Here is a 23,536-nt window from a genome sequence, read left to right as displayed (position 1 = left end):
AACCTCACTATGAAAACGCGTCTGGCATTTGTCAATCACAAAAATCGGCGCCATTAAACCGACGAATGGACGACTTCCCGTACGAAAAGTTACCTCTAAATTCGGCAACCCGTCTCCAAAAACCTGAACAATCACTCTATTTTTAAATTTTATTCATATAAATCAATTAGTTATAAAAACTCAAGGCGAGCCCGTCTGGCTGGCACAGAATATGCCTTTATATGACCAGCATGTGGCCAGTGGATGGCACGTGCCGTGCTAGGTGTATGTGCATCAGCACTCTCATCATTTAGAGAGAACATAATGAAAAAAGCTGTGTTGAAATCCATTGTTCCGGGCGCTTTGGCCCTTTTGCTGGTCATGCCAACCGTTCACGCACAAGAAGCCGCTGCCAAGCCGAATGTGATTATTCTGGCCACCGGCGGCACCATCGCAGGCGCAGGCGCCAGCGCTGCCAACAGCGCAACCTACACCGCTGCCAAAGTGGGCATCGATCAACTGATCGCGGGTGTGCCCGAGTTGAGCCAGTTGGCCAACGTGCGTGGCGAACAAGTGATGCAGATCGCCTCTGAAAGCATCACCAACGACAACCTGTTGCAATTGGGCCGCCGTGTTGCCGAACTGGCCGACAGCAAAGACGTCGATGGCATTGTGATCACTCACGGTACCGACACACTGGAAGAAACCGCCTACTTCCTGGACCTGGTTGAAAAGACCGACAAGCCAATCGTGGTGGTGGGCTCGATGCGTCCAGGCACCGCGATGTCCGCTGACGGCATGCTGAACCTGTACAACGCCGTTGCTGTAGCAGGCAGCAAAGAAGCCCGTGGCAAAGGCGTTCTGGTCACCATGAACGACGAGATCCAGTCGGGCCGCGATGTCAGCAAAATGATGAACATCAAGACCGAAGCGTTCAAAAGCCCATGGGGCGCATTGGGCATGGTCGTTGAAGGCAAATCCTACTGGTTCCGCTTGCCTGCCAAGCGTCACACCATGGACTCTGAGTTCGACATCAAGAACATCAAGAGCCTGCCAAACGTGGGTATCGCCTACTCGTACGGCAACGTTGATGACACCGCCTACAAGGCACTGGCTCAATCCGGCGCCAAGGCCATCATTCACGTCGGCACCGGCAACGGCTCGGTTTCGTCCCGCGTAGTGCCGACCCTGCAAGCATTGCGTAAAGACGGCGTACAGATCATCCGTTCTTCCCACGTGAACGCTGGTGGTTTCGTACTGCGTAACGCAGAGCAACCTGATGACAAAAACGACTGGGTCGTTGCACACGACCTGAACCCACAAAAAGCCCGCATCCTGGCCATGGTCGCCCTGACCAAAACCCAGGACAGCAAAGAGCTGCAGCGGATTTTCTGGGAATACTAAGTCACTCGGATTCCTTACCGTGTGAGCATTAAAAAAGCCAACTGACACCGTCATGTCAGTTGGCTTTTTTGTGAGAGCGCGACTCAGTGCGTTGCCACGGCATCCATCTTTTGGCGCAGGCTCAGCGGGCGCATGTCCGTCCACACCTCTTCGATGTAGGCCAGGCATTCCGGCTTCAGGCCGCTCTTGCCCACGGCACGCCAGCCGTTCGGAATGGCTTTGTAGTCAGGCCAGATCGAATACTGGTCCTCGTGGTTCACCACCACCTGAAAAAGAATATCGTCGCGGTCAAATACTGAACTCATGTGCGGGTCTCCATCGCATTAGGCAGGCTGCGCCAACACGCGCAGCAGGGGTCATAGAACAAACGAGCGACCATCACCGGGAATTAGAGCAGGGCGATGGCAGCCGCCAAGGCATTGCCAAAAATGGCAGCCACTTGATCGATCTCGGCGCCGGTGATGATCAGCGGGGGCAGGAACCGCACCACACTGCCGTGGCGCCCCCCCAGCTCCAGAATCAACCCGCGCTTGAGGCACTCACGCTGCACCAACGGCGCCAGACGGCCGAATGCTGGCGGGTGGCCCAATGCGTCAGGCATGCCAGTCGGGTCAACCAGTTCCACACCCAGCATCAGCCCGCGCCCCCGAACGTCACCCACTTGCGGGAAGTCGCGCTGCAAGAGGTGCAAGTGCTCACTCAGCCGCTCACCCATGGCTGTCGCATGCGCTGCCACATGATGTTCCTTGAGGTAGCGCATCACGGCACTGCCCGCGGCCATGGCCATCTGATTACCGCGGAAAGTTCCGGCATGGGCGCCAGGCAGCCAAGTGTCGAGCCACTGGCGATAGACCACCACCGCTAACGGCAAGCTGCCACCAATGGCCTTGGACAGCACCACCACATCAGGCACGATGCCAGCATGCTCAAAGGCAAACATCTTGCCGGTGCGGGCGAAACCGCTCTGAATTTCATCAACGATCAAGGCCACCCCGGCCTGCTCCGTGATGCGCCGCAGCCCCCGCAGCCAGTCCAGGTCGGCCGGAATCACGCCCCCCTCGCCCTGCACCACTTCTACAATCACGGCAGCAGGCAACTGCACACCGGCTTCCGGATCACTGAACAGGGTGTGCAGGTAACTCAAATTGGCCTTGACCCCTTGCTCCCCCCCGAGGCCAAACGGGCAACGGTAATCGTAGGGATACGGCATGAATTGCACGCCATTACCCAACAAGGCGGCCATGGGCTGCTTCGGGCCAAGGCTGCCCATCAGGCTCAAGGCACCCTGACTCATGCCGTGATAGCCGCCCTGAAAGGAAATCACCGTGTTGCGCCCGGTGGCCGTGCGCACCAGCTTCAACGCAGCTTCCACCGCGTCGGTGCCTGTAGGGCCACAAAACTGGATTTTCGCTTCTTGGGCCAAGGCGTCCGGCAAGAGGCCAAACAAGTCTTGCACAAACTGATCCTTGACCGGCGTGGTCAAATCCAGCGTATGCAAAGGCAGCCCCTCGTCCAGCACCCGGCGGATCGCCTCGATCACCACAGGATGGTTATGCCCGAGCGCCAACGTGCCCGCGCCTGCCAGGCAGTCGATGAAACGTCGGCCTTCCACGTCCTCGACATACAACCCCTTGGCGCGCTTCAACGCGAGCGGGATACGTCGCGGATAACTGCGCGCATTGGATTCTTGACGGCTCTGGCGGGCCAGCAAGGGAGATTCTTCAAATCGATACAGCGTTTCGGTCGTACTGACCCGAACCGGCTGATCGTCGACAAGACTGGTAGCGACTGACATTTGCGGGACCCTCAATGCGCTGAAGAGATTGACCAGCACTGCTGACCTGCGAGGACTTTCGCGGTACGAATAATCGCTGCAGGCTTTCCTGCTTTGGAAACGCATTGGCAGGGCCCGGATTTAGAGGTGAATCGCAGAATCCCCGCGCTATGGATCGCTAAAACGACAAAGGGGATGGCACCTTGCAGGCCATCCCCTTTGTTTCAAACAGCAGCACACTGCGCGTTATTGCACAGGCTTAGTGACCTGCTGCTTGTTGCGCACGATAGACCGGTAGGCCAGCCCTAACAGCAGGAACCAGCCCGGCACTGCGTACAAGGCCTGCCGCGTGTCGTCCTCCAGCGCCAACAACACCAAAATGAACGCGAAGAACGCCAGACACACCCAGACCATCACTTTGCCGCCCGGCATCTTGTAACGCGATGCCTGATGCAAGTCTGCGCGTTGTTTGCGATAGGCCAGGTACGACAACAGAATCATCGACCAGACAAACATGAACAGGGTCGCAGACACCGTGGTGATCAGGGTGAAGGCTTGCATCAGGTTAGGGACCAGATAAATCACCAACGCCCCGGCCAGCAAGCAAATGCAAGAAAAAATCAGCCCGTTGGATGGCACGGCACGTTGCGACAGGTGCTTGAATTTCTGCGGTGCGTCACCTTCCAGCGCCAGGCCGTAGAGCATACGGCTGGTGGAAAACACACCGCTGTTGGCCGACGAAGCAGCCGAGGTCAACACCACGAAGTTGATGATACCTGCCGCAGCCGGAAGCCCCGCCAGCATGAACAACTCAACAAAAGGGCTTTTGTCCGCCACCACGTCGCGCCACGGGGTAACAGCCAAAATCGCAATGAGCGCGAACACGTAGAACATGATGATCCGCAGCGGGATCGAATTGATCGCGCGGGGCAAATTACGCTCGGGATCTTTGGTCTCGGCCGCAGTGGTGCCCGCCAGCTCGATACCGACAAACGCAAATACGGCGATCTGGAACCCGGCAAAGAAGCCCATCAGGCCATGGGGGAACATCCCGCCGTCATTCCACAGGTTACTCAGCGTGGCGGCGTGCCCCGCAGGCGACTGATAGGCCGTTACCACCATGTACAAGCCGGTGCACACCAACGCGCAAATGGCGACGATTTTGATCATGGCAAACCAGAATTCCAGCTCACCGAACATCTTCACGGTGATCAGGTTCAGCGACAGCAGCAACGCCACGCACCCGACAGCAGGCATCCATAAGGGGACGCCCGGAAACCAGAATTGGGTGTACCCGGAAATCGCGACTACATCCGCAATGCCCGTGACGATCCAGCAAAACCAATAAGTCCAGCCCATGAAATAACCGGCCATCGGCCCCAGCAGGTCCGCCGAGAAATCAATGAACGATTTGTACTTGAGGTTGGATAACAGCAACTCACCCATCGCGCGCATGACAAAAAACAGCATGAAGCCAATGATCATGTACACAAAAATGATCGAGGGGCCCGCCAGGCTGATGGTTTTGCCCGACCCCATGAACAGGCCGGTGCCGATGGCGCCGCCAATGGCGATCAGTTGAATGTGGCGGTTGGACAGACTGCGCTGGAGTTCGTGAGGTTCACCGACAGGCGGGTGATCAAACGCTGAATCCTTCAATGTTTTTTTACCTTGCAAGTGGATTTTTCTTATAGGTGGAGTTGACTTAACCCCCTCATAAACCGAGAGGTACTTTAAAGGCGACGCGCAGGCAAAACACTGAGCTGCATCAGTGCTTGCCGGACTGTCCTGCAGACAGGAAGGATCATGAAAAAGCGGCCTTACCGGCCGCTTTCAGTTTGCAAGGGCATGCGCAACTCAACCCGCAGCCCGTCGGGCTGACTGTCAAAGCTCAACCCACCGGCGCAGCGCTCGACAATGGCCTGCACGATGGCCAGCCCCAACCCGCAGCCGTTGCTGTTGTCGTGACGCCAAAAACGTTGGGTCATGTGCTGCAAGGTCTCAGGCGAAATGCCGGGGCCGTGATCGCGGACGACAAAATACACATCTGTGGCCACTACGCGAAGTGTCAATTCGACGCGGGTATCGGCCGATGTATGCCGCAGGGCGTTCTCAAGCAAGTTGCGCAAAGCTGCAATGGCCAGCACGGACGGCACTTTAAGCGGGGTCTCGGGCAGATTCGCGGGCACATTCAGGACAATGCGATCCGCCGCCCCGCTGGCCGCATCATGAATGGCCAGACGCGCCACCTGCTCGGGCGAGCATTGGACACCGTCATCGAATGACAAACTGCCTTCGACCCTGGCCAGCAACAGCAGTTGCTCAAGGGTACGGTGCAAGCGGTCGGCCCCGGCTTCAGCGTGGGCCAGCGATTGCTCGCGGGCAGCGCCCTCGGTCATGCGTGCCACTTGCAGGTGGGTTTTAATTGCCGTCAGCGGGCTGCGCAACTCGTGCGCGGCATCGCCGGTCAAACGCCGCTCGCGCTCAATGGCCTTGGCGATACGGGCCAGTAACTGGTTTTGTGAATCGAGTAACGGTTGCAATTCGCTGGGCAACGGGCTGATTTGCAAAGGCTGCAACGAATCGGCATCGCGGCGCATCAGGGCATCACGCATCCGTTTGAGCGGTGCCAACCCTTGCCCGATGCCCAGCCACAGCAGTAATAAACAGCCCACCAACGCCATGCCCACAGGCACTGAAGCCGCCAGCAGCACTGACAGATTCAACGCCTCCCGCTCCACCTGACGATCGGCTGTGGTGATGCGCAGGTCGCCACGGTCCAGGGTAAAGGTGCGCCAGGCGGCACCGTCGATGATTTGATCGCGAAAACCGGTGGATTCAGACTGCATCGGCTGATCCGGGTTGTTATGGCTGCGGGCCAGAATCTCCCCCCGCAAGGAGCTGACCTGACATGCCATGCCACCGGGGATGGTCAGTTGTTCAGCGCTGAAATGCGTGCCCTCGCCTTTTACCGGCAATTGCGGCAATTGCTCCAGCAGCCCGGCGACCATCCGTGCAGAGGCCACAAGCCGCTGATCGAGGGAAAACATCATTTGTTGACGCAGATCGCTGAGCATCCATGCCGCCGCGAGCATCCAGATCAAGATGAACGCCGAACCAATGGTCAGGCTTAACCGCAGGCGCAGGCTCATCATGCCTCGGGCTCGTTGCCATCGGCCGGACCCAGGCGATAGCCAAGGCCACGCACGGTTTCGACGATGCCATTACCCAATTTGCGGCGCAGGTGGTGGATATGAACGTTCAAGGCGTTGCTCTCCAGCTCGTCACTGAACCCGTAAATACTGTCTTTGAGTTGCTCGGTCGACAGCACCCGCCCCCGGTTATGCAGCAAGGCTTGTAACAACGCCTGCTCGCGGCGCGACAGGTCCACGGGCTTGCCCCCCAACAACGTGGCGCGGCTGCTGGGGTCGTAGGTCAGGCGGCCGTGCTCGATGAGGTTGACGCTACGCCCCGCCACACGGCGCAGCAGCGTGTGCAGGCGCGCGGCCAGTTCGCGCAGGTCGAATGGCTTGAGCAGGTAATCATCGGCGCCAGCCTGCAGGCCATCCACCCGGTCAGTCACCGCATCCCGCGCAGTCAATACCAGGACCGGCAGCTCAAAGCCCTGCTGGCGCAATTGTTGCAGCAGCTTGAGCCCGTCCTCATCCGGTAACCCGAGGTCCAGCACCATGGCATCGAACGCGGCGGCCTTGAGCATCGCGCGCGCCTTGCCAGCGGTGTTCACGTGCTCAACCGTCATGCCCTGAGCCGTCAGCCCGGCCACAATGCCGCTGGCAATCAGTTCATCGTCTTCGCAAACCAATACGTGCATGCAGATACCCGCGTAAAGAGGCCAATTTAAGGGCGCTGGGATTAAGGCCCGATTATGCCGTTTTTAACACTCGGTTAATCAAGTGCCGCCAAGGTAGCGTCAATTCGAACATCCAGGGTTTGGCGCATGCCTCAGTTGATTGTGTTTTTTTTCCTGCTACTCACGGGTTTGAGTCAGGCGTACGCCAGTGACAACCCATTTGAACAAAAGGCTGATTTCCTGCCGGCTAACCAAGCATTTGTGTTCACGTCCGAGCCTTTGCCTTCAGGTGAAACCCGGCTGCAATGGCAAATCACCGATAAATACTACTTGTACAAAAAACGCTTCAAGTTCGAAGGACTGGATGCCGCGCATCTGCCGGTACTGCCTGAAGGGCAAGCACACAGCGACGAATTTTTCGGCGCCACGCAGGTGTACCGCGACTACCTGGAGCTGCTGATCCCGGCAGGTGCCAGCGGTCAGGTCAACGTCAGTTGGCAAGGTTGTGCGGACGCCGGGCTGTGCTACCCGCCACAAAGTCAGACGCTGGACCTGGGTGGCACGCAGGCGGTTGTCGAGCAGGGGCAGGCCCAGGATCAGTCACTGGCCGCCAGCTTGCAGCAACGCTCGCTGGGCTGGAGCCTGTTGCTGTTTTTCGGACTCGGCCTGCTGCTGGCTTTCACCCCGTGTTCATTGCCCATGCTGCCGATTCTCGCCGGGCTGGTGGTCGGTAGCGGCGCGGGCCCAGGCCGTGGCTTTGCGGTTGCCGGCAGTTATGTCATCAGCATGGCGCTGGTGTATGCCGGCCTCGGCGTGCTGGCCGCGCTGCTCGGTGCCAATTTGCAAGCGCTGTTGCAACAACCCTGGCTGCTGGGCAGTTTTGCTGCGCTGTTTGTCGTGCTTGCTTTGCCGATGTTCGGTTTTTTCGAACTGCAATTGCCTGCGGCGCTGCGTGATCGTCTGGAAACCGCCGGACGCGGGCGCAAAGGTGGCAGCTTGATCGGGGCCGGTGTCCTCGGTGCCCTTTCCGGCTTGCTGGTCGGGCCGTGCATGACCGCTCCGCTGGCCGGCGCCTTGCTCTACATCGCGCAAAGCGGCAATGCCGTGCAAGGGGGCCTGGTGCTGTTCACCATGGGCGTCGGTATTGGCATGCCGTTGTTGCTGCTGGTCACGGTCGGCAGTCGCTTCCTGCCCAAGCCAGGGGCCTGGATGAACCTGATGAAGGGTCTGTTTGGCTTCCTGTTCCTGGGCACCGCGCTGCTGCTGGTGCGCCCGGTGCTGGATGAATCGCTGTGGCTGGCCTTGTGGGGCGTGCTGTTGCTGATCGTGGCAGGCAGCCTGTGGCAACAGGCGCAACAGTATTTGCGCGTGAAAGCGCTGTTTGCGCCCCTGGGCCTGCTGGCGGGGCTGTGGGGCAGTCTGATGCTGATCGGCGCCGCGGGCGGCAGCACCGACCCTTGGCAGCCGATGCAGGTGTACACCGCAAAAACAGTGGCCGGCAGCCCTTCACAAGCGGCCCACGACGCGTTCATCACAGTCAACAACTTGCCTGACCTTGAGCGCGAACTGGTAGCCGCCAAGGCGCAGGGCCAATGGGTGATGCTCGACTACTACGCGGACTGGTGCGTGTCCTGCAAAGTGATGGAGAAAAAAGTGTTCGGCCAACCGCAGGTCATGCAAGCCCTGCAAGGTGTGCGTTTGTTGCGTCTGGACGTGACCGACGATACTGTCGCCAGCCGCGACCTGCTCAGCCGTTATCACGTACCCGGCCCCCCTACGTTTATCTGGATCGGGCCGAACGGGGTTGAGCGTCGCGCCCAGCGCATCACGGGCGAAGTGAGCGCCGAGACCTTTTTGAATAACTGGCAAGCCACCCGGGAACTCCACTAAATGCTGACCCTGACCATCGGTTCGTTTGCACTGGCAATCAACCACCTGTTGCTGATCCTGGCCCTCGCTCTGGCGACGCTGGTGGGTTGGCGGGTGGCCAAACGCGGCGGCGAAAACCCTGAGTCAGTGCTGTTCAGCCTGTTCCTGATGGGCTTGCTCGCGGCGCGTATCGGTTTTGTCATCGCCTACTGGCGCTACTTCCAACAGGACCCGCTGCAAATGCTCGACCTGCGCGATGGCGGCTTCCTGGCGTGGACAGGCTTAGTGGCGGTGCTGGTGGGCGCCGTAATCTGGGGCTGGCGCCGCACGGGCTTGCGACGCCCCCTGGGCTGGGGAATAGCCAGTGGCCTGGCATTCTGGCTACTGGCCAGCTTGGCCTCGAACCTGTACGAAAAAGGCACGCAATTGCCTGACATCGTACTGCGCAACGCCAATGGCGAATCTGTCCAACTGGACAGTTACAAAGGCGGCCCGCTGGTGATCAATTTGTGGGCCACCTGGTGCCCGCCTTGCCGCCGCGAAATGCCGGTATTGCAGAACGCGCAGCATGCACACGAAGGCGTGACGTTCCTCTTCGTCAATCAGGGCGAGAGCATGCAGAGTGTCAGCACCTTCCTCGAAACTCAGGGCCTGAACTTGAGCAATATTCTGTTCGACAGTGGTGGCCAGTTGGGGCAGAAAGTCGGCTCCATGGCGTTACCCACTACACTGTTCTACAACGCGGACGGCCGCCTGTTGGCCAGTCATTTGGGCGAGTTGTCCGAAGCCAGCCTGGCGCGCGCCCTCGAGACTTTTGATCCACCTATTTCATCGTCAGCCCGCCCGGGCGACCCTGCAAGGAATACCCAATGCGTAACCGCACACTGTTAAACCTGAGCACGACCGCCCTGCTTGGCGCGGCCCTGCTGCAATCGCCGTTGTTGCACGCCGAAGAACTGCCACCGGCAATCAAGAAAATCGAAGCCAAGGGCGCGAAAATCGTCGGCAGTTTTGATGCGCCAAGTGGCCTGCGCGGGTATGCCGCGCAGTATCAGAACCGCGGCATGGCGCTGTACCTGACCAAAGATGGCAACGTGCTGGTAGGTAATTTGTATGACGCAAACGGCAATGACCTGAGCCTCGCGCCGCTGCAAAAGATGGTGTACGAACCGATGGCCAAGGAAGTCTGGGCCAACATGGAGAAAACCCACTGGATTGCCGACGGCAAAAAAGACGCACCGCGCATCGTGTATCTGTTCAGCGACCCCAACTGCCCGTACTGCAACATGTTCTGGGAGCAAGCCCGTCCGTGGGTGGACGCGGGCAAGGTGCAATTGCGCCACATCATGGTCGGCATCATCCGTGAGGACAGTCCAGGCAAGTCCGCCGCTCTGCTCGCCGCCAAAAACCCGCAGCAAGCCCTTCACGACCACGAAAAAGCCGGCAAGGCCAGCACCCTCAAGGCACTGGGCAGCATCCCGGCTGACGTGCAGGCCCAGCTCGACGCCAACATGCAACTGATGTCGGAACTGGACGTGGCAGCGACCCCGGCGATTTTCTACCTCGACGAACAGGGCAACCTGCAACAGCAGCAAGGTGCGCCGTCGCCGGAAAAACTGGCGAAAATCCTCGGCCCGAAATAACCCCCCGTCAGGCCCGTGCCGGTGACACGCACGGGCCTGAACGTTGATTACAGTCCTTCCAGTTCCGCCATCAAGTCACTCAGACGATCGACCTTCTCTTCATTGATCTCGCTGTCTTCCAGCCCCTGGATGTACTGCGCCAGCGCCTGTACGCAACTGCACTCAAACATCGCCCGCAACGGCACGTTACGTTGCAACACCTTCTGCACCCGTGACGCAATTTGCGTGGCCAGCAGCGAATGCCCGCCCAATTCGAAGAAGTTGTCGGTGATCCCCACCCGGTCCACCTGCAACACCTCAGCCCAAATATCGGCCAGGGTCTGCTCCAGTTCTGTACGCGGCGCCACGTAATCTTCGCGCGGCTGTTGGCCGATCTCGAGTGCGGGCAGCGCTTTGCGGTCCAGCTTGCCGTTGGCATTGAGTGGCATCCGCTCCAGCCACGTCCAGTGCAGCGGCACCATGTACTCCGGCAGTTCGGCACGCAGACGTCGCTTGATGTGCTCCAGACGCTCGCCATGACTCAGCGCCGAAGGTGCGGCCACCAAATAGCCCACCAGGTACCTGCCATTGGCACCCTCCTGCACGCCAACCGCTGCGTCACGTACATGCGGCTGTTCATGCAGACGCGCTTCAATTTCCCCCAGCTCGATACGGTAACCGCGAATTTTTACCTGATGGTCGATGCGCCCCACGTATTCCAGCACCCCGTCCATGCGACGACGGGCCAGGTCGCCGGTGCGGTACAACCGCTCACCCGGCGCGCCATACGGGTTCGGCACAAAAGCCGTGGCGGTGCGCAGCGGATCACTCACGTAACCGCGCCCCACCCCGGTGCCCGCCACACACAACTCGCCCACGGCGCCCAGCGGCACCAGTTGCAAGGCGCTGTCCAGCACATACAAACGGTTGTTGTCGGTCGGCGTGCCGATCGGCAAATAGCTGCCTTGGGTCGACGCCTGATCGACACGGAAGAACGCCACGTCGTCAGAACACTCAGCCGGACCATAGGCGTTGACCAGCCCGATCCCCGGGTACCGCGCCAGCCATTGCTGGGCCAGTTCGGGCGGCATCGCCTCACCCGTCGGCAACATCCAGCGCACGCTATCGAGCGGCACGGGCTCCTGCGCCAGCATCCCCTGAATCAGCGACGGCACGCTTTCCAGCACGCTGATGCGCTGCGCAGTGACCTGCGCCAACAATGCCTGCGGGTCATGGGCAAGGGTGTTCGGCACGATAGCCACCTGGGCACCAAACAACGGTGCGGCCAGGAACTGCCAGACCGAGATGTCAAAGCTTTGCGAGGCGGTCTGGGCAATCACGTCCCGCCCGGTCAGTTGCAGGTACGGCACTTTACTCAATTGGTTGTTGAGCATGCCGCGCTGTTCCACCATCACGCCTTTGGGCAAACCGGTCGAGCCCGAGGTGTAGATGACGTACGCGAGGTGGTCCGGCTGGCTATAAACCTGCGGATTATGCTCAGCGAGCGCCGCGGCTTGTACCTCCTCCCACACCAGCAGGCGCGGACGGACCGGGCACCCGGCGTCGTCGATCAACCCTTGCGCCTGTTCCCGGCACGCTTGGGTGCACACCAGTAATGGCGCGCGGCTGAGGTCAAGGATGCGGCTCAGACGAGCACCCGGCAGCCCCGGGTCCAGCGGCAAATAACCGGCCCCGGCCTTGAAGCTGCCGATAATCATGCCCAGCAACGGCAAGCCGCGCTCAGCCAGCAACGCCACAGGTTGGTCTGGGCGCACACCGGCAGCGATCAGGGCATGCCCCAGGCGATTGCTGGCCGTATTCAGCTCGCGGTAGCGCCATTGCTCATCCAGACAAGTGGCCACAATACGCTCGGGGTGCGCCGCCACCTGTGCTTCAAACAAGGCGACATAGCTCTGCTCCAGCGGGTAGTCGCACTGGCTCTGGTTGCAGCCGTCGATCAGGAAGGCGCGCTCACTGTCGTCCAGCAAGGGCAACTGCGCCATGTCCCCTTCCAGCCCGTCCATCAACGCCAACAGCAGGCGCTTGAAGTGCGCCAACAACCGTTCGACGCTGCTGCGCTCGAAGTAGCGCTGGTCATAGGACAGGTGCAGGCCCAAGTCATCACCGGGGTAACACACGGCTGTCAGCGGGAAGTTGGTATGGGTGCGGCCCGAGTCCGAGGTTGCCTTCAGGCGCTGCGCCCGGTCCATGACCGACATGTCCACGGGCGCGTTCTCGAACACGAACAAACTGTCGAACAGCGGCTGGCCCTTTGGCAGCTCACTGCGCTCCTGAATCGTCACCAGTGGCAAGTATTCGTACTCGCGCAGCTCCATGTTGTGCGCCAGCAGATCGCTCAACCATTGACGCACGCTCAGCGCCTGCCCGTCCTCCGGCATCTGCACCCGCAGGGCCACGCTGTTAATGAACAACCCGACCGTCTGCTGCATCTGCGGCAACGCCACCGGGCGTCCGGCCACAGTGACGCCGAACAACACGTCACGCTCGCCGCTGAACCGGCGCAGCACCAATGCCCAGGCCGCCTGAGCAAAGGTGTTGATGGTCAATTGATGCTGTTGCGCCAGCTCCCTCAGCCGCACGCCGTCCTGCACCTCAAGCCGGGTATAGCAATCACCCACCAGCATGCCGCCGCTGTCGCCTGCATGCTCGCGCAGGAAAGGACGGTCGCTCGGGATGTACGTGGTGTGTTCAAAGCCTTGCAAGTTACGCTGCCACCATTGGTTGGCCTGTTGCAGGTTTTGCTGTTGCAACCAACCAATGTAGTCGCGGTAGCGCGGCGCCAGCGCCAGTTGTGGCGCTCGGTCCTCGCCTAGCGCGCTGTAGATTTCGAAGAAATCGCTCATTAGCAATGAGCGGCACCATGCATCGATCAGGATGTGGTGGTTGCTCATCATGAACCAGTAGCGCGCCTCCCCGACCCGAATCAGGCGCAGGTGGAACGGCGCCTGGTTGAGCAAGTCGAAACCGGCTTCACGTTCTTGCTTGAGCAACGCTTGCAGCCGCGCTTCGTGGCCTTCCTGCGGCGCATCGCTCCAGTCCTGATAGTCCACGGCGGTGGCGCCGGGACGATGAATGATTTGCAGCATGTGCTCACCGGCGTTCCAGCAGAAGGAGGCACGCAACGCTTCATGCCGTGCGACCACGGCTTGCCAGGCCCGGGCAAAACGTTGCGGGTCCAGCACACTGTTGATGCGGTAGCGGTCCTGCATGTAATACAACCCGGTGCCCGGCTCCAGCAAGGTGTGCAACAGCATGCCTTCCTGCATGGGGGTCATCGGGTACACGTCTTCGATGCACTCGGCGGGCACCGGCAGCGCGGCCAACTGCGCCTGAGTGAGCGCGGCCAGCGGGAAGTCCGACGGCGTCAGGCCCCCGGCACCGTCGCTCACACAATGCGCAATCAGCGCCTCAAGCTCGCGCAGGTAGGCCTGCGCCAGCGACTGCACGGTGGTCGTGTCATAGCGGTCAGCGCTGAAGGTCCAGCGCAGCAGCAGCTCGCCGCCGTAGACCTGACTGTCGATGCTCAACTCGTTGGGCAACGGCGCCTGCGGGTCATGGGCCGCCCCGACCGGTTCATCCAGCGGCCGGAATAACGCATCGCTGGCAAAACTCTGGTCGAACTGACCCAGGTAATTGAACGTCACCGCCGCTTCCGGCAATGCGGCCAGTGCCTGCCGGGTCGCGCTGTCGGTCAGGTAGCGCAGCACGCCATAGCCCAGGCCCTTGTGCGGCACGCTGCGCAGGTGTTCCTTGATGGCCTTGATCGAAGCGCCCTGATCGTCGCTCAGCGGCGGGGTCAGGCGCACCGGGTAGGCACTGGTGAACCAGCCCACGGTGCGGCTCAGGTCGATACCGTCGAACAGGGTTTCACGCCCGTGGCCTTCCAGTTGCACCAACGTCGAGGGTTGCCCCGTCCAGCGGCACATGACCCGTGCCAGCGCAGTCAGCAACAGGTCATTGACCTGCGTGCGGTACGCGCCGGGCGCGTGTTGCAGCAATTGACGGGTACGCTCGGCATCCAGCCGTACGCTGACTGTCTGCGCGTGCAGGTATTGCCTGCTGCCCTGCGGCCGGGCGCACGGCAACACGACCGGTGGCCCGTTAAGTTGCCGTTGCCACTGCCCCAACTCTTCGCGCAGCGCATCGCTGCTGGCATAGGCCTGCAAACGTTCGGCCCAGGCACGGAAGGCGCTGGTCTTGGCGGGCAAATTCAGGGGTTGATGCGCCGCCAGTTGGCGGTAAACCGTTTGCAGGTCGTCCAGCAGCACCCGCCAGGACACACCGTCGACGGCCACGTGGTGAATCACCAGCAGCACGCGCTGCTCACCGTGCGGCCCGTTGAGCAGCAATGCGCGCAGCAATGGCCCGTCCTCCAGCGTGAGGCTGCGCTGGGCGTCGTCAAACAGTGCTTCGCTGGCGCGCCAGTCAGTCACATCGGCCTGCCACAACACACCGTGATCGGCATCGCCCCGGTATTCGGCGCGCCATTGCCCGGCACGGTGCTCAAAACCCAGGCGCAAGACATCGTGATGCACCAGCAATGCCACCAGTGCCCGTTCAAGCAGCTCGGGTTCAAGGCGCAGGGTCGGCTGCAACAGCACTGACTGGTTCCAATGCTCGCGGTGCGGCATAGGGGTATCGAAGAACCAATGCTGGATCGGGGTCAACGCCGATTCGCCCGTGAGCTGTCCTTGCTCAGCGGTGGTCTGCTCGCAACGGGTGGCCACGCTCGCCAACGCGTGCACGGTTTGATGCTGGAACAAATCCCGCGGGCTGAAATGGATGCCCAGCTGCCGCGCCCGGCTGACCACCTGAATCGACAGGATCGAGTCGCCACCCAACTCAAAGAAGTTGTCGTTAAGCCCGACCTGCCCGAGGTTCAGCACATCACACCAGACCTGCGCCAAGCGCTGTTCCAGCGGGTTGCTCGGGGCCACGTACTGCGCACGGTTGTGCTCAGGGTCCGGGGTCGGCAAGGCGTGCCGGTCCAACTTGCCGTTGGCGGTCAGCGGCATGTTGGCCAGCAGCATCATATGAGTCGGCACCATGTAATCGGGCAACTGCGCCTTGAGACGGGCTTTCAGCCCTTCGCGCAAGGCCGCGTGCTGCGCGTCCTCCGGGTGCGCTGCGTCGCACACCAGGTACGCCGCCAGCTGTTTGCCGCCGGGCATGTCCAGCGCCAGCACCACCGCTTGGCGCACGGCCGGGTGTTCCAGCAGGCGACTTTCGATTTCCCCCAGCTCGATGCGGAAACCCCGGATTTTGACCTGATGGTCGACCCGACCCACATATTCGACCAGCCCGTCGGCGCGTTGGCGCACCCGATCGCCGGTGCGGTACAGCCGTCCGCCCTCGTCAGAAAACGGGTCGACCACAAAGCGTTCGGCGGTCATGGCCGGGCGCTGGTGATAGCCTTGTGCCAAACCGGCACCTCCCACGTACAGCTCGCCGATGGCGCCCTGCGGCACCCGCGCCAGCCCGGCGTCGAGGATGTACGCCACGCGGGCGCCGATTGCCCGGCCGATCGCCACACTGCCCGCCCCGTCTTCCAGGTGCTCAGGCGCCAGACTGGCCAGCGGCATGACCACGGTTTCTGTTGGGCCATAGGCGTTGAAAAACTGTTGCGGCTGGAACGCGGCCCGAATGCGTTGCAAATGCTCACCCGTCAAGGCTTCGCCGCCCGTGATGCACAGGCGCACCGGCAAGGTCTGCTGCTGCGTCGCCAGCCACTGCGCCAGCTGGCTGCCATAGCTGGGGGTGAACCCCAAAATATTGACCTGCTGCTCGCGTATCAGCTGGCAAATTGCCTGAGCGTCCCACTGCCCCTGAGCGCGCAACACCACCCGCGCACCGCTGAGCAACGGCACCAGCAAGCGCTCGGTCGCCGCATCAAAGTTGATGGAATAAAAATGCAGTTCACAGTCGTCCGGGCGCATACCGAAGGTGTCGATCACCGCGCGGCAATGCATGGCGATTTCACCGTGGGACACCACCACACCTTTAGGCTGGCCAGTGGATCCGGAGGTGTAAATGAGGTAAGCCTGATGCTGCGCCAGGCTGATCAGTGGCAGCTCGGCTGCCGGGTACGCCGCCAGTTGCGCGCCGTCTTCCTCTGCACACCAGCGCGCCACGCCTTGAGGCAAAGGCCCCAGTGCGTCAAACAACGCGCGGTGGCTGAGCAGCAGGCCAATGCCGCTGTCTTCGATCATGTAATGCAAGCGCTCCAGCGGGTATTCAGGGTCCAGCGGGACGTAGGCGCCCCCGGCCTTGAGGATCGCCAGCAGACCGACCACCATATCCAGTGAACGCTCCAGCGCCAGCCCCACGCGAACCTGCGGGCCCACGCCCCGTTCACGCAGCATCCACGCCAGACGGTTGGCGCGGCTATCCAGCTCGCCATAACGCATGTGTTGACCGGCAAAGGTCAAGGCGATGGCCTCGGGACGCGTGCGCGCTTGTTCGGCAAACAGCGTGTGAATGCACAGGTCCAGCGCGTGATCGCCTGCTGGCGCAGCCATGGCCTGCCCCTGTTGTTGCAGCTCGTCGGTGTGCATCAGTGGCAAGTCGCTCAAGCGCTGTTGCGGATCACCCAGCAACGCCTCCAGCAGGGTGCGCCAGTGCGCGGCCATGCGGGCAATGCGCGGCTCATCAAACAAGTCCGTGCTGTAAGTCAGGCAGCACCCCAGCCGATGGTCGAGGTCGGTCACCTCCAGGTTGAGGTCAAACTTGGTGGCCCGCGCATCGTTGGCCAGGTACTCGACGGTCATGCCCGCCAGTTCGCGGCGCTGCTGGAATTCCCAGCGCTGAACGTTGCACATCACTTGAAACAGCGGGTTATAGGCCGCGCTGCGCGGCGGTTGCAGGGCTTCGACCACGTGATCGAACGGCAAGTCCTGATGGGACTGACCTTCAATCACGGTGTGCCGTACCTGTTCCAGCAACTCACCGACACGCATGTGCGCGTCGAGCTGGCAACGCAGCACCTGAGTGTTGAGGAAGGCGCCGATCAGCCCTTCACTTTCGGGCCGAATGCGGTTGGCAACCGGCGCACCGATGCGCACGTCGGTCTGGCCGCTGTAGCGATAGAGCAACACGGCCAACGTGGCGGTCATGGTCATGAACAGCGTCAGGCCGTGCTCGGCATTGAAGCGACGCACGCGGGCCGCCAGTTCATCACTCAGGTCAAAGCGGAACAACTCACCCTGATGGCTCTGCACCGGGGGCCGAGGGCGGTCGCCCGGCAACTCCAGCAGCGGGTGTTCATGCCCCAGTTTGGCGATCCAGTAATCGAGTTGGCGTTGACGCTCGCCCGACGCCAGCCACTGCCGCTGCCACACGCTGTAATCCAGGTACTGCACGGCCAACGGCGCCAGCGGCGATAAACGGTCATCGAGGAAAGCTTCATAGAGCTGGCCCAGTTCGCGGGCGAAAATATCCATCGCCCAGCCTTCAGTCACGATGTGGTGCAAGGTCAGCACGAAGTCGTGTTCGCGCTCCCCGGCCTTGACCATGCACGCCCGCAGCAACGGCCCGGTTTCCAGATCGAACGGGCGATGCGCTTCGGTGTCGGCCAGCGCCTGTAAACGCTGCTGCCGGGTGGCTTCGTCCAGGGCGCTGAGGTCAAGCCAGGCCATGTTTATGCCCGCGTCACGGTGCACCTTCTGACAGGCCACGCCGTCTACGCTCGGGAACGTGGTACGCAGGGTTTCGTGACGCAGGATCAGTGCCTGCAAGGCTGCCTCAAAACGGCCCACATCGAGCACACCCTTAAGGCGCGCCATGCCGCCGACGTTGTAAGCCGGGCTGTCGGGCTCCATCTGCCAGAGGAACCACATACGCTGCTGGGAATACGACAACGGCACCGGTTGGCTGCGATCGACCGTTTCAATCGGCAGTTGCGTGTTGCGCGCACCGGCTGACTGAATCAGCGCCACGGCGTCCACGAATGCGCCCAGCTCACTGGCTTCAAACAGCGTGCGCAGCGCCAGTTCGACGTCACAGGCCTGACGTACCCGCGACACGATTTGCGTGGCCAGCAGGGAGTGGCCGCCCAAGGCAAAGAAGTCGTCACGCAGCCCGATGCGCGCCTGCCCCAACACGTCGCGCCAGATGGCGGCAATCTGCTGTTGCAGCGCGGTGTCTGGCTCGACATGTTCGCGCACGCACCATTGCGGTTGCGGCAAGGCGCGCGCGTCCAGCTTGCCGCTGGGGCTCAAAGGCATGGCCGCCAGCTGTATGAGCTGCGCGGGCACCATGTAATCCGGCAGTTCCCGTGCCAGAGCGGCACTGAGCTGCGGGCCATCGACCGCGTGATGTTCAACCGTTGTGAAGTACCCGATCAACTGCGGCCCGGCGGCCGTGTCGCGAATCAACACCGCCGCGTGTGCCACGCCGGGCTGCGCCAGCAAGCGCGCTTCGATCTCCTGCGGTTCGACCCGGAACCCGCGCACCTTGACCTGCTGATCGAGACGACCGAGGTATTCCAGCGCACCCTGTGCGCCCCAGCGCACCTGATCGCCGGTGCGGTATAAACGCGAACCCGGCTCGCCCAGCGGGTCGGCAATAAACCGTTCAGCGGTCAAAGCGGGACGCTGCTGGTAACCCCGCGCCAGGCCGCTACCGCCAATGCACAGCTCACCCGGCACCCCGGCAGGCAGCGGGTTGAGTTCGCTGTCGAGCACCCGGCACAGCACGTTGCCCAGCGGCCGCCCGATGGGCGAACGTTCGCCGTCGGCCACGCTGCAGGCCCAATGGGTGACGTTGATCGTGGTTTCAGTCGGCCCGTAACGGTTGTGTAACTGCACGTTCGGCAACCGCGCCAGCACCCGGTCCCGCAGCGCAGCCGGCAACGCTTCGCCCCCGGAAAACACGCGGCGCAGACTGCGGCAGTGCACGGTTTGCGGCTCGTCCACAAACACACGCAGCAGGGGCGGCACAAAGTGCAGCGTGGTGACGCCAAACTGCTGCACCAAATGCGCAATGCGCTGCGGGTCACGGTGCTCGCCAGGCCCGGCCACTACCAGTTGGCAACCGGTCACCAATGGCCAAAAACATTCCCACACCGACACGTCAAAACTGATCGGCGCTTTTTGCATCAGCACATCATCGGCTTGCAGCCCATACGTGGCCTGCATCCAGTGCAGACGTTCACTCAGCGCGGCATGGGTAATGCCCACGCCTTTGGGCAGGCCGGTCGACCCCGAGGTGTAAATCACATACGCGAGGTTATCGCCGTGCAGGTGCAGGCCCGGCGCATGGCTGGGCCAGGTGTCGAGCTTGAGCAGGTCCATCGCAATCACGCTGACGCCTTGCACGACGGGCAAGGCTGCCAGTAACGGGCTTTGGGTCAGCAGCAATGCCGCGCCGCAGTCCTCAAGCATGTAGGCCAAACGCTCTGGCGGGTAGTCCGGGTCCAGCGGCACGTAGGCGCCGCCCGCCTTGATAATCGCCAACAAGCCGATCAACAGGTGCGCTGAACGCTCGACCGCAATCGCCACCGGCACGTCCGGCCCCACCCCTTTGTCACGCAGGTAATTGGCCAACCGGTTGGCCTGGGCATGCAGCCCGGCAAAGTCGAGGCTGCCGCCGTCCCACAGAAGGGCCAGCGCGTCGGGCGTCTGCTGTGCCTGTTGCTCCAGCCATTGCGGCAACCACTGAGACGCCGCAGGGCAAGGCGCTGCGCCCCAACTTTGTTGCTCGGCGCATTGCTCGGCCGTGACCAGGTGCAAGTTGCCCAATGCCTGCTCCGGGGCGCTGCTGACTTGGCGCAGCAGGCTGACGTAATGCTCGGCCAGGCGCGAAATGGTGCCGGCTTCGAACAGTTCGTCGGCGTAATCGAACGACAGTTTCAGCCGCCCTTGCCGGTCTTCTTCGGTCTGCAACTGCACATCGAACTTGGCTTCGCGGCTGTGCCAGTCCAGCTCCTCGGCCAGCAAGCCCGGCAGTCGGTGCAAAGCCGCCGAATCGCGCTGCTGGTGGTTAAACATGACCTGGAACAACCCCTGTTCACGGGCCTGCGGCAGCGCTTCGACCAACTGTTCAAACGGCACGTCCTGGTGCGCCTGTGCTTCGAGCGTGGTCTTACGGGTGTGCGCCAGCAGTTCATTAAACGGCAATCGCCCGTCCAGCTCGGCCCGCAGCACCAACGTATTGATAAAAAACCCCATCAGACCGTGGGTTTCCTGCCGCGGACGGTTCGCGCTGGGCACGCCTATGCGAATGTCACGCTGGCCGCTGTAGCGGTAAAGCAACGTTTGAAATGTCGCCAATAGCCACATAAACAGCGTGGTGTTGTGCCCGTGGGCTGCCGAGCGCACCGCGTCACTCAAGGCGGCATCCAGCGTCAGCGTATAGCGGGCAGCGCTGGACAGTGTGCGAGCCGACCGTGGGTGGTCAGTGGCCAGACGCAGCACCGGGTGCTCGTCGCCCAGTTGTTTGATCCAGTACTCGAGCTGGCGCCCGGCCTCGCCCTGCGCCAGCCATTGCCGCTGCCAACTGCCGTAGTCGGCGTATTGAACGGCCAAAGGGGCGAGTTCCAGCGACTGCCCGAGGCAGGCTGCCGCGTACAATCGCGAGAATTCGTCGACCAGCAGGTTCAGCGACCAGCCATCCGCGATGATGTGGTGCAAGGTCAGCAGCAGTTGGTGTTCGTGCGTGGCGAGCTTGACCAGCATGACCCGGAACAATGGGCCATGCTCCAGATCGAATGGGGTGCGGGCTTCTTGCTCGCGAATCTGCTGCGCACGCGCCTCTCGCTCAGCGACGGGCACGTCGCTGATGTCAATGATGTGCAGGTCGAAACCGCCGGCTTCCTCGACACGCTGCATCGCCTGCCCGTCTTGTTCGTAAAAGCGTGTGCGCAACGCTTCGTGGCGCTCGACCAACTGCGCAAAACTGCTGCTCAGCGCAACCTCATCCAGTTCACCGCGCAAGCGCAGCGCACCGGGGATGGTGTAGGCGCTACTGGTCGGGTCCAGTTGCCACATGAACCACAGGCGGTTTTGCGCCAACGATTGTGGCAACCCTTGTTCACGCGATAACACGCTAATCGCTTCCGGCACCAGGTCGCCAGCGCCTTGCAACGTTGCAATGTGCGCGACGAACGCCCGCAGTGTCGGCGCTTCGAACAACGCACGCAGGCTCAAGGCCAGCTTGAGTGCTTCTCGCAAGCGAGCGATCACCTGCGTGGCCAGAATTGAGTTGCCGCCCAACAGGAAAAAATGATCGTCGGCGGTGACGTGCTCGACCTGCAAGTGTTCGCACCAGACCCGCGCGATCAACGCTTCCAGCGCGCAGCCGCGCGCTGCGACCGCTTCGGCCACCGGCGCACCGTCGCGGGACGGGAACTGCGCATAACAGTCGAGACTGCCATCGGCCAGCCGATGACCACAGGCAGAACGTTGCAGTTTGCCGCTGGAGGTTTTGGGCAAGGCGCCGGGGTTGAGCAGCAGCACCACACTCGGCGCCTGCTGGCAGGCGTCGGCCACCGCCTGGCGGATGGTGTTGATCAGCGCGTCGGGCGGGAGGATTTTTTGCACGCTGCGGCTGATCTCGGCCGCAATGCCGATCCCCTCTTCGCCTTGGACATTCACCGCGAACGCTGCCACCCGGCCTTTGCGCACGGCTTGTACTTCGCGCTCGATGGTTTTTTCGATGTCTTGCGGGTAAAGGTTTTGACCGCGCACGATCAGCAGGTCTTTCAGGCGCCCGGTGATAAACAGTTCACCGCCCTGCATAAAGCCCAGATCGCCCGTGCGCAGCCAGGTCTGGCCTTCGAGTTGAACGAAGGTGTTGGCGCTGGCTTCAGGGTTGCGCCAATAGCCGTGTGCAATGCTCGGGCCGCTGGCCCAGACTTCGCCCACGCAATCGTCTGCCAATACCGCCAGGCTGTTGGGCTCGACGATCAAGACCGCGTGATCCGGCTGTTGGGTGCCGCAACTCATGACCGCGCTGCCGTCACCGGCCACGATGCGGTTTTCTGCCAGCGCCTGTTCGTCCAGGCGTAACGCCGCAATGCCCTGCCCGCGCTGGCCACCCGCCACAAACAACGTCGCCTCGGCCAGGCCATACGACGCGAAATAGCTGCTGGCACTGAAGCCACAGGGCGCGAATTTTTCAGCGAAGCCTTCCAGGGTGTCCTGACGGATCGGTTCGGAGCCCGAGTACGCGACGCGCCAACGGCTCAAGTCGAGGCCGGCCTTCGCACTGTCGCTGACCCGCTCGCTGCACAGTCGATAGGCGAAATCGGGGCCGCCGCTGATGGTCCCGCCGTATTCGCTGATGGCTTCCAGCCAGCGCAGCGGGCGCGTCAGAAAATACGCCGGTGACATGAGCACGCACGGCACGCCGCTGAAAATCGGCTGCAACAGGCCGCCGATCAGGCCCATGTCGTGGTACAGCGGCAACCAGCTGACGATCACATCGTCCGGGTTGAGGTCGATGCCAAAGCCACGACGGATCAGCACTTCGTTGGCCACCAGATTGCCGTGCGTCACCTGCACGCCCTTGGGCAAGGCGGTGGAGCCTGACGTGTATTGCAAAAAGGCAATGTCATCGGGCTGCACATTCACCTGCTGCCACGGCTGGGCAAGGCCGGTTTCAAGCGCATCCACGCACAGTAACTGCGGCGCGTCAGTAGCGCTCAGTGCGTCCATGAGCATCAGCGGCTGGCGCAGGTCGCTGCTGGTGAGCAAGACGCGGGGTTGGGCGTCCGCCAGAATCGACAGCAAACGTTCCTGATGATGGCGGCGCGCCGATTCGGGCGGGTACGCCGGAACTGCAATCACGCCCGCATACAAACAGCCAAAAAATGCCGCCACATAGTCCGGCCCGCTGGGGAACAACAATACGGCGCGATCTCCGGGCCCGGCCGTGGCCTGCAAGGCCGCCGCGATGGTCCGCGCGCGCCGGTCCAGGTCGCCATAGCTCAGCACCTGGCCACCCTGCGGATCGTCGGCAAGAAAGCGTAAAGCCAAGCGGTCCGGGGTGCGGGCTGCGCGCAGTTGCAGGGCTTGAGCCAATGTACCGGGGAGTTCGAACGCGTCCATCATGGGGGTT

At 61.8% G+C, this 23,536-nt stretch carries 10 protein-coding genes; 4 read left to right on the top strand and 6 right to left on the bottom strand.

Annotation, left to right across the window (positions count from 1 at the left end; all coding sequences use genetic code 11):
• Positions 1-303 precede the first annotated feature (303 nt).
• Positions 304-1,383 carry an asparaginase gene (locus HBN61_RS07125; protein ID WP_094994185.1) on the top strand — a complete coding sequence of 360 codons (1,080 nt, stop codon included), beginning with the start codon at positions 304-306 and terminating at the stop codon, positions 1,381-1,383.
• A gap of 83 nt (positions 1,384-1,466) precedes the next feature.
• Here HBN61_RS07125 and HBN61_RS07120 read toward each other — a convergent pair whose 3' ends face one another.
• From HBN61_RS07120 to HBN61_RS07100, 5 genes are all read right to left on the bottom strand, one after another.
• Positions 1,467-1,688 (bottom strand): MbtH family protein, encoded by a 222-nt coding sequence (locus HBN61_RS07120; RefSeq protein WP_047275172.1) that lies wholly within the window; start codon positions 1,686-1,688, stop codon positions 1,467-1,469.
• A gap of 83 nt (positions 1,689-1,771) precedes the next feature.
• Positions 1,772-3,178, bottom strand: coding sequence for an aspartate aminotransferase family protein (locus tag HBN61_RS07115; RefSeq protein WP_170046425.1), 1,407 nt, complete (start codon positions 3,176-3,178; stop codon positions 1,772-1,774).
• 225 nt (positions 3,179-3,403) lie between these two features.
• Positions 3,404-4,816, bottom strand: a complete 1,413-nt coding sequence (gene cycA, locus HBN61_RS07110; RefSeq protein WP_170046424.1) for a D-serine/D-alanine/glycine transporter — start codon at positions 4,814-4,816, stop codon at positions 3,404-3,406.
• A 161-nt stretch (positions 4,817-4,977) separates the two neighbouring features.
• Entirely contained in the window at positions 4,978-6,312 is a 1,335-nt protein-coding gene (locus tag HBN61_RS07105; RefSeq protein WP_170046423.1) for an ATP-binding protein, read from the bottom strand.
• Positions 6,309-6,989 carry a response regulator gene (locus HBN61_RS07100; protein ID WP_094994187.1) on the bottom strand — a complete coding sequence of 227 codons (681 nt, stop codon included), beginning with the start codon at positions 6,987-6,989 and terminating at the stop codon, positions 6,309-6,311. Before HBN61_RS07100 ends, HBN61_RS07105 begins: the two co-directional genes overlap by 4 nt.
• Before the next feature lie 126 nt (positions 6,990-7,115).
• Here HBN61_RS07100 and HBN61_RS07095 point away from each other — a divergent pair, with 126 nt between their 5' ends.
• Genes HBN61_RS07095 through dsbG form a run of 3 tightly spaced genes read left to right on the top strand, consistent with a single transcriptional unit; the run spans position 7,116 to position 10,480 of the window.
• On the top strand, positions 7,116-8,858 hold the full coding sequence (locus HBN61_RS07095) for a protein-disulfide reductase DsbD (RefSeq protein WP_170046422.1): 1,743 nt from the start codon (positions 7,116-7,118) through the stop codon (positions 8,856-8,858).
• A complete protein-coding gene (locus HBN61_RS07090) occupies positions 8,859-9,728 on the top strand; it encodes a TlpA disulfide reductase family protein (RefSeq protein WP_170046421.1) in 870 nt (289 codons plus the stop codon).
• Complete coding sequence (gene dsbG / locus HBN61_RS07085) at positions 9,707-10,480, top strand: thiol:disulfide interchange protein DsbG (RefSeq protein ID WP_169964318.1); 774 nt, start codon at positions 9,707-9,709, stop codon at positions 10,478-10,480. The genes HBN61_RS07090 and dsbG overlap by 22 nt, the downstream gene beginning before the upstream one ends.
• A 47-nt stretch (positions 10,481-10,527) precedes the next feature.
• Here dsbG and HBN61_RS07080 read toward each other — a convergent pair whose 3' ends face one another.
• Complete coding sequence (locus HBN61_RS07080) at positions 10,528-23,529, bottom strand: non-ribosomal peptide synthetase (RefSeq protein WP_170046420.1); 13,002 nt, start codon at positions 23,527-23,529, stop codon at positions 10,528-10,530.
• Positions 23,530-23,536: the final 7 nt, after the last annotated feature.

Source organism: Pseudomonas sp. WS 5071 (assembly GCF_012985765.1).
GTDB classification, from domain to species: domain Bacteria; phylum Pseudomonadota; class Gammaproteobacteria; order Pseudomonadales; family Pseudomonadaceae; genus Aquipseudomonas; species Aquipseudomonas lundensis_A.
The sequence above is the reverse complement of the archived record's forward strand: the minus strand, read 5'-3'. Positions and strand labels throughout refer to the sequence as shown.

Coding starts and splice junctions, on each gene's coding strand:
- HBN61_RS07125 (WP_094994185.1), top strand. CDS start 304: ATGAAAAAAGCTGTGTTGAAATCCATTGTTCCGGGCGCTTTGGCCCTT.
- HBN61_RS07120 (WP_047275172.1), bottom strand. CDS start 1,688: ATGAGTTCAGTATTTGACCGCGACGATATTCTTTTTCAGGTGGTGGTG.
- HBN61_RS07115 (WP_170046425.1), bottom strand. CDS start 3,178: ATGTCAGTCGCTACCAGTCTTGTCGACGATCAGCCGGTTCGGGTCAGT.
- HBN61_RS07105 (WP_170046423.1), bottom strand. CDS start 6,312: ATGATGAGCCTGCGCCTGCGGTTAAGCCTGACCATTGGTTCGGCGTTC.
- HBN61_RS07100 (WP_094994187.1), bottom strand. CDS start 6,989: ATGCACGTATTGGTTTGCGAAGACGATGAACTGATTGCCAGCGGCATT.
- HBN61_RS07095 (WP_170046422.1), top strand. CDS start 7,116: ATGCCTCAGTTGATTGTGTTTTTTTTCCTGCTACTCACGGGTTTGAGT.
- HBN61_RS07090 (WP_170046421.1), top strand. CDS start 8,859: ATGCTGACCCTGACCATCGGTTCGTTTGCACTGGCAATCAACCACCTG.
- dsbG (WP_169964318.1), top strand. CDS start 9,707: ATGCGTAACCGCACACTGTTAAACCTGAGCACGACCGCCCTGCTTGGC.
- HBN61_RS07080 (WP_170046420.1), bottom strand. CDS start 23,529: ATGATGGACGCGTTCGAACTCCCCGGTACATTGGCTCAAGCCCTGCAA.